The sequence below is a fragment of the Natronomonas amylolytica genome (genome assembly GCF_037031205.1).
Classification (GTDB): Archaea; Halobacteriota; Halobacteria; order Halobacteriales; family Haloarculaceae; genus Natronomonas; species Natronomonas amylolytica.
The window spans coordinates 42,345-57,311 of the sequence record NZ_JAYEZM010000002.1; the positions used below are offsets into that span (position 1 = coordinate 42,345).

The 14,967-nt window shown below is 66.8% G+C and carries 18 protein-coding genes; 11 read left to right on the forward strand and 7 right to left on the reverse strand.

The window, feature by feature from the left end; translation table 11 throughout:
* Positions 1-57: 57 nt before the first annotated feature.
* Both U5914_RS03215 and U5914_RS03220 read right to left on the reverse strand, forming a co-directional pair.
* Complete coding sequence (locus U5914_RS03215; protein WP_336134124.1) at positions 58-723, reverse strand: hypothetical protein; 666 nt, start codon at positions 721-723, stop codon at positions 58-60.
* A 241-nt stretch (positions 724-964) separates the two neighbouring features.
* Positions 965-2,173, reverse strand: coding sequence for a potassium channel family protein (locus tag U5914_RS03220; RefSeq protein WP_336134125.1), 1,209 nt, complete (start codon positions 2,171-2,173; stop codon positions 965-967).
* Positions 2,174-2,284: 111 nt separating this feature from the next.
* Between U5914_RS03220 and U5914_RS03225 the strand changes: the two genes are divergently transcribed.
* Positions 2,285-3,040: a PHP domain-containing protein gene (locus U5914_RS03225; protein WP_336134126.1), complete on the forward strand. Its 756-nt coding sequence runs from the start codon at positions 2,285-2,287 to the stop codon at positions 3,038-3,040.
* Positions 3,041-3,068: 28 nt separating this feature from the next.
* Here the strand turns inward: U5914_RS03225 and U5914_RS03230 are convergent, their stop codons facing one another.
* Positions 3,069-4,064, reverse strand: a complete 996-nt coding sequence (locus U5914_RS03230; protein ID WP_336134128.1) for an ornithine cyclodeaminase family protein — start codon at positions 4,062-4,064, stop codon at positions 3,069-3,071.
* Between the two features lie 133 nt (positions 4,065-4,197).
* Between U5914_RS03230 and U5914_RS03235 the strand changes: the two genes are divergently transcribed.
* Genes U5914_RS03235 through U5914_RS03245 form a run of 3 tightly spaced genes read left to right on the forward strand, consistent with a single transcriptional unit; the run spans position 4,198 to position 7,179 of the window.
* Positions 4,198-4,950 (forward strand): hypothetical protein, encoded by a 753-nt coding sequence (locus U5914_RS03235; protein ID WP_336134129.1) that lies wholly within the window; start codon positions 4,198-4,200, stop codon positions 4,948-4,950.
* Between the two features lie 47 nt (positions 4,951-4,997).
* Positions 4,998-6,113: a 60S ribosomal export protein NMD3 gene (locus U5914_RS03240; protein WP_336134130.1), complete on the forward strand. Its 1,116-nt coding sequence runs from the start codon at positions 4,998-5,000 to the stop codon at positions 6,111-6,113.
* A gap of 1 nt (position 6,114) precedes the next feature.
* Positions 6,115-7,179, forward strand: a complete 1,065-nt coding sequence (locus U5914_RS03245; RefSeq protein ID WP_336134131.1) for a class I SAM-dependent methyltransferase — start codon at positions 6,115-6,117, stop codon at positions 7,177-7,179.
* 174 nt (positions 7,180-7,353) lie between these two features.
* Here the strand turns inward: U5914_RS03245 and U5914_RS03250 are convergent, their stop codons facing one another.
* Complete coding sequence (locus tag U5914_RS03250; RefSeq protein WP_336134132.1) at positions 7,354-9,108, reverse strand: ATP-dependent DNA helicase; 1,755 nt, start codon at positions 9,106-9,108, stop codon at positions 7,354-7,356.
* Between the two features lie 139 nt (positions 9,109-9,247).
* On the opposite strand from U5914_RS03250, the gene U5914_RS03255 reads away from it, so the two are divergent.
* The 4 genes from U5914_RS03255 to U5914_RS03270 all read left to right on the forward strand — a co-directional run bounded on the left by U5914_RS03255 (position 9,248) and on the right by U5914_RS03270 (position 10,183).
* A complete protein-coding gene (locus U5914_RS03255; protein WP_336134134.1) occupies positions 9,248-9,502 on the forward strand; it encodes a hypothetical protein in 255 nt (84 codons plus the stop codon).
* On the forward strand, positions 9,499-9,645 hold the full coding sequence (locus U5914_RS03260) for a hypothetical protein (protein ID WP_336134136.1): 147 nt from the start codon (positions 9,499-9,501) through the stop codon (positions 9,643-9,645). The genes U5914_RS03255 and U5914_RS03260 overlap by 4 nt, the downstream gene beginning before the upstream one ends.
* Positions 9,642-9,974, forward strand: coding sequence for a hypothetical protein (locus tag U5914_RS03265; protein WP_336134137.1), 333 nt, complete (start codon positions 9,642-9,644; stop codon positions 9,972-9,974). The genes U5914_RS03260 and U5914_RS03265 overlap by 4 nt, the downstream gene beginning before the upstream one ends.
* Positions 9,975-10,045: 71 nt before the next feature.
* A complete protein-coding gene (locus U5914_RS03270) occupies positions 10,046-10,183 on the forward strand; it encodes a hypothetical protein (RefSeq protein WP_336134138.1) in 138 nt (45 codons plus the stop codon).
* Positions 10,184-10,189: 6 nt separating this feature from the next.
* Here U5914_RS03270 and U5914_RS03275 read toward each other — a convergent pair whose 3' ends face one another.
* The gene (locus U5914_RS03275; protein ID WP_336134139.1) at positions 10,190-11,422 is read right to left on the reverse strand and encodes a DUF7405 family protein; all 1,233 of its coding nucleotides are present in this window, start codon (positions 11,420-11,422) and stop codon (positions 10,190-10,192) included.
* A 136-nt stretch (positions 11,423-11,558) separates the two neighbouring features.
* Here U5914_RS03275 and U5914_RS03280 point away from each other — a divergent pair, with 136 nt between their 5' ends.
* From U5914_RS03280 to U5914_RS03290, 3 genes are read left to right on the forward strand one after another with little or no spacing between them, the layout of a single operon-like run.
* Positions 11,559-11,687: a hypothetical protein gene (locus U5914_RS03280; protein WP_336134141.1), complete on the forward strand. Its 129-nt coding sequence runs from the start codon at positions 11,559-11,561 to the stop codon at positions 11,685-11,687.
* A 3-nt stretch (positions 11,688-11,690) separates the two neighbouring features.
* Positions 11,691-11,963, forward strand: a complete 273-nt coding sequence (locus U5914_RS03285) for a hypothetical protein (protein WP_336134143.1) — start codon at positions 11,691-11,693, stop codon at positions 11,961-11,963.
* Complete coding sequence (locus tag U5914_RS03290) at positions 11,956-12,177, forward strand: hypothetical protein (protein ID WP_336134145.1); 222 nt, start codon at positions 11,956-11,958, stop codon at positions 12,175-12,177. The genes U5914_RS03285 and U5914_RS03290 overlap by 8 nt, the downstream gene beginning before the upstream one ends.
* Here U5914_RS03290 and U5914_RS03295 read toward each other — a convergent pair.
* Both U5914_RS03295 and U5914_RS03300 read right to left on the reverse strand, forming a co-directional pair.
* Positions 12,170-12,817 carry a TorD/DmsD family molecular chaperone gene (locus U5914_RS03295; RefSeq protein WP_336134147.1) on the reverse strand — a complete coding sequence of 216 codons (648 nt, stop codon included), beginning with the start codon at positions 12,815-12,817 and terminating at the stop codon, positions 12,170-12,172. The genes U5914_RS03290 and U5914_RS03295 overlap by 8 nt on opposite strands.
* The gene (locus U5914_RS03300) at positions 12,817-14,961 is read right to left on the reverse strand and encodes a hydrogenase iron-sulfur subunit (protein ID WP_336134149.1); all 2,145 of its coding nucleotides are present in this window, start codon (positions 14,959-14,961) and stop codon (positions 12,817-12,819) included. The genes U5914_RS03295 and U5914_RS03300 overlap by 1 nt, the downstream gene beginning before the upstream one ends.
* Positions 14,962-14,967 lie beyond the last annotated feature (6 nt).

Consider the following 14,967-nt stretch of genomic DNA (forward strand, 5'->3'; position numbering starts at 1 on the left):
GTGTGAAGGATATGGGACCGATGGCCGCCGTCGGGCAGCGTCGAGGGGTTGCCGGGCTTAGGCCGCGGCGTCCTCGTCAGCGTCGGCGTTGGTCGCGCTCTCGGCGGCCTCGGAGACGTTCTCGGTCACGTCCTCGACCTGATTCTGGAGCGTTTCGGTCTGCTCTTCGATCTGCTCCTGGATGTCGTCGAGTTGGCCTTCGACTTGGTCGCGGAACTCCTCGCCGCGCTCCTCCAGTTCATCGCGGACGTCGTCGATCTGAGTCTGGAGGTCCTCGAGGGCGTCGACGGTCTGGTCTTCGAGGTCCTCGTTGGCCTCGAGGACGGCATCGACCTGCTCGTCGAGCTGGCCGAGGAAGTCGTCGAGGAACTCGTCGACGGAGTCGCTGCCGTCCTGAAGGCCGTCCTCGATGCGGTCCAGCGCGTCCGTGCGGTTCTCCTCGAGGGTGTCGAGCTGTTCGTCGACCGACTCGCGGAGGTCCGCGACGGCGTCCCGGTCGCCGGGAACGGTCGCCTCGATGGCGTCGAAGTACGTGTCGAAGCCGGTCCGGACGAGGTCACCGCTGCGCTCGGAGACGTCGCGGGCGGGGTCGAAGCCGCCGATGAGGGTCTCGTTGATGCGCTTCTGGAACTCGACGCCGCTCTCGATGGCGTCGCGGGTGCCCTCGATGGTCGTTCGCTGGAACTGGAAGACCGCACTGACCGGGGAATCGTTCTCGCTCATTGTATCTGAATAGATGGTTCCAAGGTATATAAATTTGTCTCTAAATGGTGTTGAAATCCATTCTATGGTATCAAGTGGTTCAAAGAAACGATTCGATACCTCCCAGTACCGACGGCTCGTCGACCGAGGGTGTGGCCGAATAGCCACGACTGGTCGCACGCGCGAATGAAATAACAAAGGACTGCGAACCAAGCGACGAACCACGAACGAGAGTCTCCAGCGGGACGAAAGCGGTGGGGAATCAGACCTTCGCCAAGGATTCGAACTCCTCGGCGGAGGTGCGGGTCCCCTTTGCGATGAGCACGTCGCCGGCCTGCAGGGTCAGGTCGGCGTCGGAGGCGATAATCCAGCCCTCCTCGGGGCGGCGCACCGCGATGACGCTCATGCTGAGTCCCGTCTCGGGAACGCCCGCTTCGATCTCCGTGCCATCGAGTTCGCTGCCGGCCTCGATTTCGGTCCGCGTGATAATCTCGTCGGACTCCTGAACCGCCAACTCGACGACCGGGTGGATGTCGAGCCCCCGGAGGACGCCCTCGCTGATTTCGAGGGCGGCGTCGCTTATCATCTCGGTGCTGACGCCGAGATAGATGAGGCCGCGCAGGGAGACGGGGTCGTCGGCGTCGGCGGCGGCGCCGAGAAGCCACGCCTCGAACCGCGAGCGGAGCGCGTCGACCTCGACTTCGAGGTTGCGGACCTCCTCGGCCAGTTCGGCGTTCTCGAAGAGGATACTTCCGTACGCGAGGTCGACCGCCAGCTCCGAGAGGTTCTTCATCAGGATGATGGAATCGACCGCGCGTTCGAGGTCGTCGACCTCCGAGTCCGGCGGTTCCGGCGACTCGTAATCGTCGTCGGCCGCCGTCTCGTAGACGTCGGCCAGCGCCTCCTCGGGCCCGCGCATCAACATCACGTCGTCGGCCTCGATGGTCGTCTCGGGGCCGGGATTGAGGATCCACTCGCTGCCGCGCCGGATGCCGATGACGCGAACGCCGGTCTCGCTTTCGAGGTTGATATCCAGCAGCGTTCGGCCGGCGTACGGCGAGTCGGCCGTGACCTCGCCGCGAACGAGCGCCTCGACGGCCTCGGGAAGCGCCGCCCGCATCGCCTCCGGCAGACCGATGTCTTCGAGGACGATTTTGGCGATGTCGGCAGCGGCGTCGCTGATGTGGTCCGCGCCCGCGGCGATGCCCAGCACGGGCGCCAGCGTCTCGACCTCGCTGGGGTTGCGCGCGGCCATCATGAGGCTCATCCGCGCGCGCATCTGGAGGACGTCCATCTTCTCTTCGAGCGTCAGCACCTCGCGGGCGAGGGCGTCGCTCTGGTGGAGGACCGCCGAATACGCGAGGTCGATGAGTAACTCGGAGGTGTCCTTCATCTCGACCAGGAGCTCCTTGACGCTGATCGGCTCGTAATCCACCGACCGCGAGACGGAACTCCCTTCGAACCCGACCATGTGCTCTCCTTCCGGAGGAGGCGATAAAAAGCCTTGTTCCGCCCGACACCGCCGATTTCGCCCCCGCTTCGGCGCGCGTCTTTTACGTCGTCGGCCCGAAGCCGAAAGCCAATGAGACGGCCGAGCACCCTCGAAGTGGATTTTCACGTCCACAGCGAGGCGTCGTACGACGGGCACGAACCCGTCGATCTGATTCTGGAACACGCCGCCGACATCGACCTCGACGCCGTGGTCATCACCGACCACGACACCATCGGGACCTCCGTCGAGGCCGCCGAGAAGGCCGCCGACTACGGCCTCGTCGGCGTTCCCGGCGTCGAGATATCGACCGCCGACGGCCACCTCCTCGGTATCGGCATCGATGACATGCCCGCGCCCGGCCGGCCGATGGACGAAACCGTCGAGGCGGTCCGCGAACTCGGCGGTGCCGCCGTCGTTCCCCATCCCTTCCAGCGTACCCGCCACGGGGTCCGCAAGCGCCGCCTCAAGCGCGTCGACCCCGACGCCATCGAGACGTACAACGCGTGGCTCTTTACCGGCTATCGCAACCGCCGCGCCCGGCGCTACGCGACGAAATACGGCTACCCCGCCGTCGGCGGCAGCGACGCCCACTCGCTGCTGACGGTCGGCCGCGCCTACACCGAACTCACCGTCGACAAACCAATTTCCGAGGTCGACAGCGACGATATCGTCGCCGCCATCACCAACGGCGACACCGGCGTCCGCGGCCAGCGCGCACCCATCAAGCGCGCGACCGGCCACTACGCAAAAGCCGCCGCCCGCAAGACCGCGTGGGGCGTTCGGACCGCCCTCGAAAAGAGCGTCTGGGGAGCCAAGCAGACCGGGTCGGCGGTGCTGTCCTGGTGACATCCGAACCGACGATGCCTGATTCCGCTTACTGAACCCGCGTGTCGACGAGGTCGAAGGCCGTGCCGTTGTTCTGTTCGTTCGCGCGCTCGTAGACGACGTGGGCGGTCGCCACGTCCTGAATCGCGAGGCCGGTCGAATCGAAGACGGTGACGCCGTCCTCGGGGGTCCGCCCCGTCTTGCCGCCGGCGACGATTTCGCCCAACTCGCCGTAGAGGTCCTCGTCGTCGAGGAGGCCACGACTCCACGGGACGTTGATCTCCCCGGAGTGGGTACACTGCTCGTAGTCGTCGATGACGAGTTTGGCGTTGGTGACGATCTCCTCGTCGAGTTCGTTCTTGCCCGGCGCGTCGGCGCCCATCGCGTTGATGTGGGTGTGCTCGCCGACGTCAGCGGCGTCGACGATGGGCGATTCGACGGGCGTGACCGTCGAGAGGATATCACACTGGGCGGCCTCGGCGATGGAGCCACCGCGGACGTCGAACTCGTCGCCGAAGCGGTCGATGAACCGCTGGACGGCGTCCTCTCGCTTGTCGGCGACGACGACCGTCTCGATGTCACGGACGACGCTGATGGCCTCCAGTTGGGTGTAGGACTGGACGCCGGCGCCGACGATTCCGAGCGAATCGGCGTCGGCGACCGCGAGGTGGTCGGTGGCGACTGCGGCCGCGGCGCCTGTCCGTTTGCGCGTCAGCGTCGTCCCGTCCATAATCGACAGTGGGAAGGCGTTGGTCGGGTCCGAGTATATCATCGTCCCCATCACCGTCGGCAGGTCGTACTCGCCGGGGTTGTCCGTGTGGACGTTGACCCACTTGATGCCCGCCGCGTCCCAGTCGCCCGCATCCATGTAGGCCGGCATCGACCGGAAGTCGCCGTTGTACTTCGGCAGGTCGATGTACGACTTGGCCGGCATCTGGACGTTGCCGTGCTCGTAGGCCGCGAAGGCCTCCTCGACCGCCACGATTACCTCCTCCATCCGGGCGTTGTCGCCCACGTCGTCCCGGTTCAACAACAGGGTCTCCATGTGGCAAATTTTGCGCGCGACCCTACTTATGTCCACCCACTTTTGCGGCGCCCCCCGCTCGCAGTTGCCAGTCGGTGAAACGGCTGTTTGAGTCTACACAAGACCCTCTACGTGGCGGTCCGTTCGTCCGGATATGCCCGCCACGCTGCACCGGCGAAACCTGCTTTCGGCGGTCGGCGCCGCCGCCCTCGGCGGGTGTCTCGACTCGGACCCTCCGGCGGTCGGCGATTCGACGGCGGACCTCCCCGAGGACTGCCCGGCCTCACAGGGCTACGACGTCGAGTGGCCCGCCGAGTTCGACGCCGAAACCGCCGAGACGTTCGTCGAGGACTACGAGGCCGTCCACTACCGGGAGTCGGTCGTCGAGTACGAACCGGAGACGCGACTCGATTCCTACGACTTGGGCGTCCACTCGGAGGGCGTCCAGAGCGCGGACGACGGCTACGAGGTCGAGGTCTCGGGCAACGGCGGCATCTATCGACCGGACCTGCTGTTCGAGGCTCACCACGAGGACGACCCCACCGACGCCGAGCGGGTGGCGGCAAGCGAGGTGGCGGACGACCGGCTCCGCGAGTTGCTGGAGACGGCCGCCGCCGAAGGGCGCGCCGACGCGAACGTTCGACACGGCCCCGACGTCGACCGGTACATCGACCTGTTCGACTCCCACTTCGAGAGCTACGACCCCCACGAGAGCCGCGGGGATTCGAGGACGCTCTACTTCAGCGTTGACGGCACACCCGTCGAAGTCGACGTGATGGCGTCGACGTTGCACGGCGACTACTGGTGGTCGGCGACCTACTACGTCGACGACCACGTCGTCTACCGGGCCGAGGAGGACGGCGACCCGAAGGACGGGACACTGCTGGAGTGCCGAACCGAGGTCTGACACCCAGTGCGCGCCGCTTAAAAGGCTCCATCGGCTACCCTTCGACAATGAGTTCCGGTTCGCGCTCCGAGGAGTTCTGTCCGCGCTGCGGTGACGCCATCGAACGGCCCCCGGAGGTCGACCTCCCGACGGGACCGCGCGACCCGGATTCGGTGCTGTGCGACGACTGTTACTTCGAGGATTTCGACCTCGTCGACGCCCCCGAGCGCATCGAGGTTCGGGTCTGTAGCCAGTGCGGTGCGCTCCACCGCGGCAATCGCTGGATCGACGTCGGTGCCCGCGACTACACCGATATCGCCATCGAGGAGACCGCCGAACGGTTGGCGGTCCACGTCGACGCCCACGACGTCGACTGGGGCGTCGAACCCGAGCAGGTCGACCAGAACACCATCCGGATGCACGCGGTCTTCACCGGCGTCATCCGCGACACGCCGCTCCAAGAGAAGGTTACCGTTCCCGTCTATATCGCCAGAGAGACCTGCGACCGCTGTGGTCGCATCGCGGGCGACTACTACGCCTCCACGATTCAGGTCCGCGGGACCGAGCGCACGCCGAGTAGCGAAGAACAGGACCGCGCCATCGAAATCGCCGAGGAGTTCGTCGCCGACCGCGAGGAAGACGGCGACCGCGAGGCGTTCATCACCGAGACTACGGAGATGAAAGACGGCGTGAACATGAAGGTCTCGACGAACAAACTCGGCCAGACCATCGCCGAGCGCATCGTCCGCGAGTTGGGCGGGGCCGTCTCCGAGGCGCCCACGCTCGTCACCGAGGACGGCGACGGCAACGAGGTCTATCGGGTCACCTTCACCGCCCGCCTGCCGCCCTACACGCCCGGCGACGTCATCGACCTCGAGGACGGCGACGGCCCCGTCCTCGTCACGAGCGCCCACGGGAACCTGAAGGGCACCCGCCTCGAAAGCGGCGACCGCTACGAGGCCGACTTCGAGGAGGGAATCGCGCCCGACGCCCGGAAACTCGGCACCCGCGAGGACGCCGAGACGACGACCGTCGTCGCCATCGAGGACGCCCACGCCGTGCAGGTGCTCGACCCCGAGACCTACGAGGCCAAGACGATTCCGCGGCCCGACTACGTGGACCCGGATGCCGACGAGGTACCGGTGCTCAAACACCGCGACGGCCTCCATATCCTCCCCGAATAGCGTGTCCGACCTCGCCGCGCTCGTCCCGAAACCGCGCGCGCAGGACGCTATCGACGCCCTGCGTGCGGAGGGCGTCTACGACGCGACCAGAAGCGTTGCTGAATACGACAACGAACGGGTGGCGATTCCCGTCGTCGAAGCGCCCACGGAGACGGCCGTCGACGGGACGCGCGACGTCGACCTTCCGACGCGGGAGCGCGGCCTCGACGACGTCCTCGCGGTACGTGGCGCGAGCGACGAAACGATTGCGGCGGCTCCTTCCTCGTGGGCCGTCGTCGGAAGCATCGTGTTGGCTGATTTCGGCGACGTCTCCGCGGAGGCGGCGCTCGACGCCGACGAACGCGAAACCGTCGGCGAGGCCCTGCTGGAACTGCACGGCAACGCCGACACCGTCCTCGCCCGCGGCGGCGTCTCGGGGACGCGCCGGGAGCCCTCACCAGAAGTCGTTGCAGGGGCGGGCGAAACCGAGACGGTCCACGTCGAACACGGCACGAAGTACGCCGTCGATTTCTCGCGAGTGATGTTCTCGCCGGGCAACAAGGCCGAACGCGCGCGGATGGGCGAGGTGGTCGCCCCGGGCGAGCGCGTCTTCGACATGTTCGCCGGTATCGGCTACTTCACCCTCCCGATGGCCCGGGCCGGCGCCGCGGTGACCGCGGCCGAAATCAATCCCGAGTCCTACCGCCTCCTCGTCGAGAACGCGCGATTGAACGGTGTGACCGACCGCATCGAGGCGGTCCTCGGTGATTGCCGCGACGTCGAGACGACCGCTGACCGGGTCGTGATGGGCTATTACGACGCCTCCGAGCCACGCTCGGAGGGCAGTCGGGCGGAGTCCGACCCGTCCTACGAATACCTCGACGCGGCGCTGGCGGCGCTCGTGTCGGGCGGCACGCTCCATCTGCACGAGGCGACGCCCGAACCGCTGTTTCCCGACCGTCCCGTCGACCGTCTGGAGGCGGCCGCCAACGATGCGGGCCGGCCTGTCGACGTGATGGAAACACGCGTTGTGAAAAGCCACAGCGAAGGCGTCGTCCACGGCGTCGTCGACGCGGTCGTCGAGTAGGAGCGAGTCGCCTACGACGACGTCCGACACGACGAGGGACTTATACGACGGCAGGGGTAATCACGGCGTATGCAAATCGGCGACGTCGAACTCGACCGACAGAAGATCATGGCCCTGCTGTTCGCGTTCCTGATGGTCATGTGGATGGTCGCGGCCGCGGCCACCGTCCTCTAATCACTCGTCGGCCCAGACGTCCGACAGCGGGTGGTCGTCCAGAGAGCCGGAGCGACGGCCGCCTTTCGAGGCCGACCCGTTCCGTGATGTCGTCGTCGTCCCGCCCGTCGACCCGCTCGTACTCTTTGCGACGCCCTGCGGGTCGAACGGCGGCAGGTCCGGTTCGGACATCCGGTCGACCTGTGCCTCGAACCACTCGGGCATGTCGTGGCGCGCCCGCTCGAAGAGGTCCAGAAGCGATGAATCGGCGAGATACGTCGCCCCGTAGTCGTCCGGCGACCGGACCACGCGACCGCAGGCCTGAATGACCGTCCGCAGGGCAGTCCGGTAATACCAGCCCCACTGGCCGTCTTCGAGCCGTTGGGCGACTCGCGAGTCGTTCGTGTTCGGGTACGGCGCCTTGCAGAGGACCTGCCACCGACAGAGGTCGTCCTTCAGGTCCAGTGCCTCCTCCATCTTCACCGAGACGAAGACGTCGGCGTCGTCCGAGCGCTTCCACCCCGATAGCGCCGCATCGCGGTTCTCCTTGTCGTGGCCGCGCACGCGGTCGGAGACGCCGAAATCGTCCAGCAACTCGTAGAGGCGGTCGGCGATGTCGTAGGAGTGGGCATGAATCAGCCCCTTCTCGTCGGGGTGTTCGTCCATCAGGCGGACGACCGTACGAGCGACCTTCGGCAGGGTCTCCTCGCGGTGCTCGTAGGTCATCTTCCCCCGTGTCACGTCGTAGAGCGGGCGGTTCTCGACGGGGAACGTGTGCGGCACGTCGACCAGCGCGACGTTGTCGGGGTCCAGTCCCGCCGACCGGCAGAAGGCGTCCTTGTTGAGGATGGTCGCCGACAGGAGCGCGAACTTGGTACCGCGGTCCCAGACCGTGTGGTGCAGATACCGCGCGGGGTCCAGCGGCTTGACGGAAATCGCCCGGTTGCGGCCCTGGTCGGCGACCCACGTCGTCGGACTGTCGGGGTCCCGCAGGTCCTCGAGGAACCAGCCCAAATCCCGGACCAGTTCGGCCAGTTGGTCGCGTTCCTCGGCCTCCTCGGGCGTGAGCTCGACCTTGCTGCGCAGTTCCTCCTGTCGGCGCGAACAGACCGTCGTCAGCCGCTCGGCGTAGTCCTCGACGTCGCGCAGGTCGTCGATTTCGGGCGGTTCGCAGGCGTCCCAGACCGGGATTTCGGCCGGCGAGAGGTCGATGGTCGCGTACATCTCCGCCCACTCGGCGAGGCCGTGAGCCTCGTCGACGACCACCACGTCGCGGGTGCCGAAGACGTCGCTGCCGGCGGTCTGCATGAAGTACGCCAGCGTCATCGCCGCGATTTCGCGATTCGAGGCGATAGACCGGTCCGAGAAGTACGGGCAGCGATGTTTGACGGGGCAGTTGAATCCCCGTTCGCGGGCGCAGGGCGCCTGATTCACCGGCGTCGAGGTCTCGCCCGGCAGGATACACGAGTAGTTGGCCTTCCCACGGATGACGCTCAAATCTTCCAGCAACTCGTCGCCCTCGACGTCGTCGAGTTGGGAGACCTGCGGCGTCGTGTAGTAGGCGCCGACGGGTTTGGCGGCCTCGCCGGAACCGGCCCGACGGGCACATCCGGCGATGGCGCGGGCGAGGAGGGACTTGCCGCTACCGGTCGGCGCGCGCACGAGCACGACGTCGTTGCCGGCCTCGAAGGCGGCGCGGATGTCGCTGAGGGCCTGCTCCTGTGCGCCTCGAAAGGAGGGTGCGGGGAACTCATCGACGATACGCGACGGGTCCACAGCGAACCGAACGCCGTCGCCGACCTAAAGTCCTCCTCTCGAAGAACGTGATGGTCGACCAGATGGCCAATCCGGGGGTGGCCGGGGGTGGAATACATTTTTGACCCTCCCCCTCTCAACTTTAGTGTGGGTAGTTAACATGGGTATCAGAACTTCGCTTCAACAGACGCGGTGGATAACGCTCGGGGCCCTCGCGGTCGCCATCTGGGCGGTCGTCGTCTGGTTCGAGGTGTTCGAACTGATAGAGTGGACGTCGATGGACTACATCGGCCGGTCGGCACCCAGCGGGGTCGTCGGGCTCATCGTACTCGCGGGGTTCATCGGGCTGATGGTCGCCATCTTCGGCGAACTGGGTGAAGAAGAGCCGGCCCCCGAGAGCTGGCCCCCGGAATGACGTACTTCGAGTGCACCGAATGCGGACAGATGGGTAACTTCACGCGGATGGAGCGGTCGGAACTCCGCCAGCGGTGTCCGGTCTGCGAGGAGGAGACCGTCTGGGAGACCGCCTTCGAGGCCGAGGAGGGCGTGTCGTTTTGATAACCTTCGAGGTCAGCGACCGCCTCGCCGCGGCCGCCGAGGAGTGGGGCGAAGCCCGACTGGAGGACGAAGCCGAGGCGCTCGAAACCAAGGTCGAGCAGGCCCTGCTGGAGGTCGAACACCTCGTCTCCGGCGCCCACGAGGTCGACTTCGAGGTCGACGACCGGACCGTCCACCACGACCCAACCGACGCGCTGGCGAACTTCCTCGAACAGCAGGCGACGGCGAAGGGCATCGACGAGTCCGAGGTGCTCGCCCTCTACGTCGACCTGTTCGCGCGCGTGTTCCTCGACGACGAGGAACGACCCTCCAACGCGCCGCCGACCTGATGCGGTTCCTCCGTCGGTCGACCGGCGGGCGCCACACAAACCTTAAGACTACGTCCCCAGTATGTGGTAGTATGTCACACAAGGATGGCGAGTGGCGCCCCAAGGGCGCGACCGAGACGTTCAACGGGTTCGAGGTATGGGACCACGGCGTCTGGCCGAACGAACTCCACACCGGCGAGGTCGACGGCGACGTCTCCCTGGACGAGTAACGGTTTTTACGGCGAGAACGCCGGAAACGCGCGGCTGTAACGAGGTGGCACGTAGAAGTTCGCCCGTGATTGCACCTCGATGAAGTTCAACAGGCCGTTGTTCTTCCTGTCGGTCACCCGGTCGTGTTCGTTCCGGAGGAACCAGCCGTTCATGGCTTTCCGCGTCGCGACGAAGTCGTCGAGCGACGCCTGTAACGACAGGAAGTGAACGCCCGCTCGGTCCCCGTCGGTCGTGTTGAAGTCCCGTCTGAGGATGACTGGACTCCCGTCTTCGCGTGCGCGGGCCACCTTCTCGTGGTGGCCGACGACGCCGAACTCCTCGGCGTGGTCGAATGCCTGGTCCAGAAACGGCACGTCGTCGGTAAAGGAGTCGATGTCCTCCGGGGAGAACTCCGGCGAGAACATCCGGTCGACCCGGCCCCCCTCGTCCATGTTCCACCACGCGTCGAGCGATTCGCTCAGATGCGAGAGATGCATCGTCGTGCCGCCGTCGAACCGGCCGTCCTCGAGGCGGCCGCTGTCGATGGTGACGCGGTCCTCGCTGGCCTGTGTCCCCCGGCGCATCGACATGAAGCCGGTGAACATCGGCGCATCCCGGGGAACGTCGTCGGGGACGCCCTCGGCGTCGGTGTGTTCGGCGGGAAGGCCCTCGCCGTGGAACCCCGTTCGGCGGGCAGCGACCGAGAACACGTCGTCGAGTCTCGCCTCCAACTGTCGGCCTTCGAGGGGTTCGGACTCCGAGAACAGCGCCGTCTCGGCGCGGACGAGGTGTGAAGGGACGTCGGCGGCGAGGACGAGCGCCGCGTCGTAGGAGAGCAGGTCCGGGTCGTCGGTCCGCGAGAGCACTTCCGGGTGGCGAATCGGCGAGGCCTCTAGCTCCCCGAGTCGTTCGAAGTAGCGGGTCCCCCACGCCAGCGTGTGCAGGAGTCCGTCGGGGGACCACTCGTAGGTGGCCTCCAGTTCGCGCATCGCGGTCTCGACGGTGTCGGCGGCGTCGGCGGAGGGTTCGACGTCCAGATTCAGCAGGAGAACGCGGTGGTGCCGCGGCGGGTGATGGTTGCCGTGGGCGTCCGTATGCAGGGCCGCGTCCCACGCGTGCTGTCGGTCGGGGACCTCGTGGGGGTTCGGCGGCAGCGAGACAGGGTCGCCGCGGTCCCCCGAGAGTAGCGTCGAACACCCCGGTATCGCCGCGAGTCCGGCGGCGGCCAACCGCCCCAACAGCCCGCGTCGCGAGGTCATGCACTGGTGTACGTCTGAACAGTCAAAAACGTTTCTCGCGGTTCTGCTCCGGGGATTTCGACGTCTCCGCGTAGCGACCTGACGGCGAAGCGTGAGGTTCCACAAGGGTTTAGACCGCCGACTCGCAACTAGAACCGTGACAAGTGGTATCGCACACCTCGGAACCACCCCCGAAACGTCGATGACCTCGTTGGCGGTCCTCGGTCTCGGCCTCGTCGCTCTCGTCGTCGTCACCTACGACGCGTACAGACAACACTGGTCCTGAACAATGGCCGTCGAAACGAACTCACCGACCGATTCCGACCTGACCCGAGCGCTCGGCTACATCCGTGTGGCGGTCTACGTGGTTACGGCACTGATCGGCCTCTCGCTTCTCCTCGTCGGCACCATCGCCGTCATCGCCGGACTGAAAGGGACGTGGCACTGGTCGATTCATCTCGAATCGACGATTCGATACATGTCGACGGTGGTGCAGTACCTGCTCGTCCTGCTGGTGCCGCTTTTCGGAGTCCTCCTCGTCGGCCGGTGGTACGATGGCTGACCGCCTCGGTACCGCGGTGCTGGCCTCGGCGGTCGGGTCGCTGCTCGCGGTCGTCGTCGGTATCGGCCTCGTCTCGCTGTTCGCCGAGTGGCGCGGCGTCTGGAGCAGTTACTTCCTGATGGAGCGGACCATCGACGCCGGCGCGCCCGTGGTGGCCGCCCTCGGCGTCCTCGCGCTGCTGTCGGGATTCGTCGTCGTCTACGGGGCTAGGTAGGCACCTGCTGGGCGACGAGTTCGTCCTCGAATGCGACGAGGCCGACGAACACCTCCGACGCGGCCAAAAAGAGGTTCGCCTCGGCTTCCGCCTCGTCGAACTCCTCCCGAACCGTCTCGAGGAACTGCTCGTCCCACCGCCCGAGGTGCTCGTCGAGGAAGACCCGTTCGTAACTGAAAGCCGCCTCCTCCCCGCCCCGCTGGCGGTCGACCAGATTGCGGAGGAACGCGAGTTCGACGGCGATGTGGTCGTTCTCCTCGGGGTAGTCCTCGTGGGGCTTCCAGCCGGCCGCCGAGTAGTCCGCCTCCAGTTCCGCGAGTCCCTCGCCGATGAACTCGGTGTCCTCCCGGTAGTAGGTCTCGTGGGGAAGCGCCGGCGGACGCGGCCCGACGAACAGGCGGGTGTACGCCGTCCGGAGTTCGTCGGCGACGTCCTCGACCGACCGCGACTGGTTGGCCTCGATGAACGCCTCGAGTCGCTCGAAGCCGCGGTCCATCGGGTCGTTGATTTCCCCCTCGGGGACGGCTACCTCGTCGGAGAATAGCCGCCCGAGGAACTCCTCGCTGGGGGCGTCGTAGAACACCTCGATGAGGAAGTCGATCACTTCCAGTCGTGCCTCGTATATTTGGGTTTCGTCCATCAGTTTTCACCTCGTTCGAACAGCAGGTGCGTCCGACAGTCGCCACAGTACTCGAAGACCGAATGCGGCGACTCCGGCGCGATACCCTCGACCGCGTTGCCGACCTCCCCGCGAACCTTGTCGACGGTTCCGGCGGAGGCGAACGGCTTGCCACAGCGAACGCACTCCTGCATCTCGCCCTCGTAGACGCGGGACCACGCGGCGGTCGGCACGTCCTCGGGGGCCTCTTCGCGGTTCTCGGGAAGCAGCGACAGGTCGAGTCCGTCCTGCATCGTGATGGCCGTCTCCGGACACCCCTCCTCACAGAGGCCGCAGTTGACACAGCGTTCGTGGTTGAAAAGCAGGTCGCCGTCGTTCGTCCGCTGGACGGCGTCGGTCGGACACAGGTTCGTACAGGTCGGCGTGAGGTTGCAGGCGTCCGAGACGTCCATCCAGCCGAAGTCCTTCAGTCCACGGATGACCTCCCGGTCGGGGTCGACGTGTTCGAGGAGCGTGCGCACGGATTCGAGCGTCCACGCGTGGGAGGCAAACGCCGGCCGGTCGATGTCGCCCTCGATGGTGCCCTCGGCCTCGTGTTCGCCGGCGGGGACCGGCGACTCGTCGAGGCGCTCGACGACGAACCTGGAGAGTTCCTCGACGAACTGGCCGGGGTCGTCGGCCCCGGGTGCGAAGAAGCCGACGCGCTCGCCCAAACCGAGGTCGGCGGTCGCGCGGTTCAGGCGCTCGACCAGTTCGGCCTTGGGGTCCGGTCCGGAGTGCAGACAGTCGCCGCCGCAGCCGACGATGGCGACGCCGTCGGCGCCCGCCGCCAGCGCGTGCATGACGTGGGCCTCCCCGACCGTGTCGGTGCAGTTGACTTCCACGGGGAGAACCGGCGGATAGGTGACGTCCTCCTCTACTGCCGCCCGGCGGCCGTACTCGCGGAGGCGGTCGGCGGCCCGCTCCGAGCAGACGAAGGCGACGACCGGCTGGTCGATGCCGCTCGACCCCCGGTTGAACAGCCAGCCGCCGTCGTCGTTTTCCGCCTTCAGCAGGGCCTCGACTTCGCGAGCGATGCGCCGGTTCGACGGCTCTCGGAGCTGTGTGGCACCGGTCGGACACGCGGAGGTGCAGGCCCCGCAGTCCTGACAGGCCACCTCGTCGAACTCGACGGAATCGACCGACGGTCGACCCACCGCATCGTGGGGACAGGCGTCCGTACAGGCCGTACAGCCCTCTTGGGAGGAGGCGCCCGCGGCACAGACGTCCATCTCGAGGTCGAGGAACGCGGGTTTCTCGATGCCGCCGAGTTGGGACTCGACGGCCGCTACCGTGGCCGCGTCGACGTGGCCGGTGTAGTAGCCCACGCGACCGCCGCGGGTATCTTGGTCGGCGTCGGGGTGGATGACCTGGTCGGCGGCGATGCGGTGGGTCGTCCCATCCATCTCGATGGCGTCGGTCGGACACACATCGGTCCACTCGCCGTCGGGTGCGTTGGCCGGAATCTGGACGGGCCGTGCGGTGACGCCGTCGGGGCCTTCCCGGACGCACTCCATGCAGTCGATGCAGGCTTCGGTGACCCGCGATTCGAGGGTGAGTTCGAACTCGCCGAACCGCCCGTCGACGTCGACGACCTCCCCGCGAGCGATGTCGACGTCATCGAGGTCGACGTCGACGTTCGCGAACTCGCGGCCGTCGGCGACGAGCGTCACCTCGGCAGACTCGGCGAGGGCGGCCGCCGTCTCGGGGTCGCCCACGACCGCGACCTCGTCGCCGGCCTCCCGGGAGACCGTTCTGGAGACTGCCTCCTCCTGGAGGCCGGCGTGGGTCGCGTTGAGCAGTCGGGCGGTCTTGTCGGTCGCGGCCTCCTCGTCGTGGACCCACGCGGCCCCCTCGCGGTGGTCGACGAAGGCCGCGGCGTCCGGGTGGAGCCCCTTCCGGTCGACCAACTCCCGGAAGGTCCGTTTACACCGGTCGTCCGAGGCCGTCACGATGAGTTGGTCGAGGTCGTACTCGTCGATGACGTGTTCGACGCCGTCGAGGCCGCCCCCACAGAGCAGTTCGGAGGATGCCACGACGTCGACGTCCCGAACACCCTCCCGGACCTCCTCGAGGTCGAGCCCACAGGTTCCGCCACAGCCACAGACGAAAGCCCCTACGTTCATCGACTG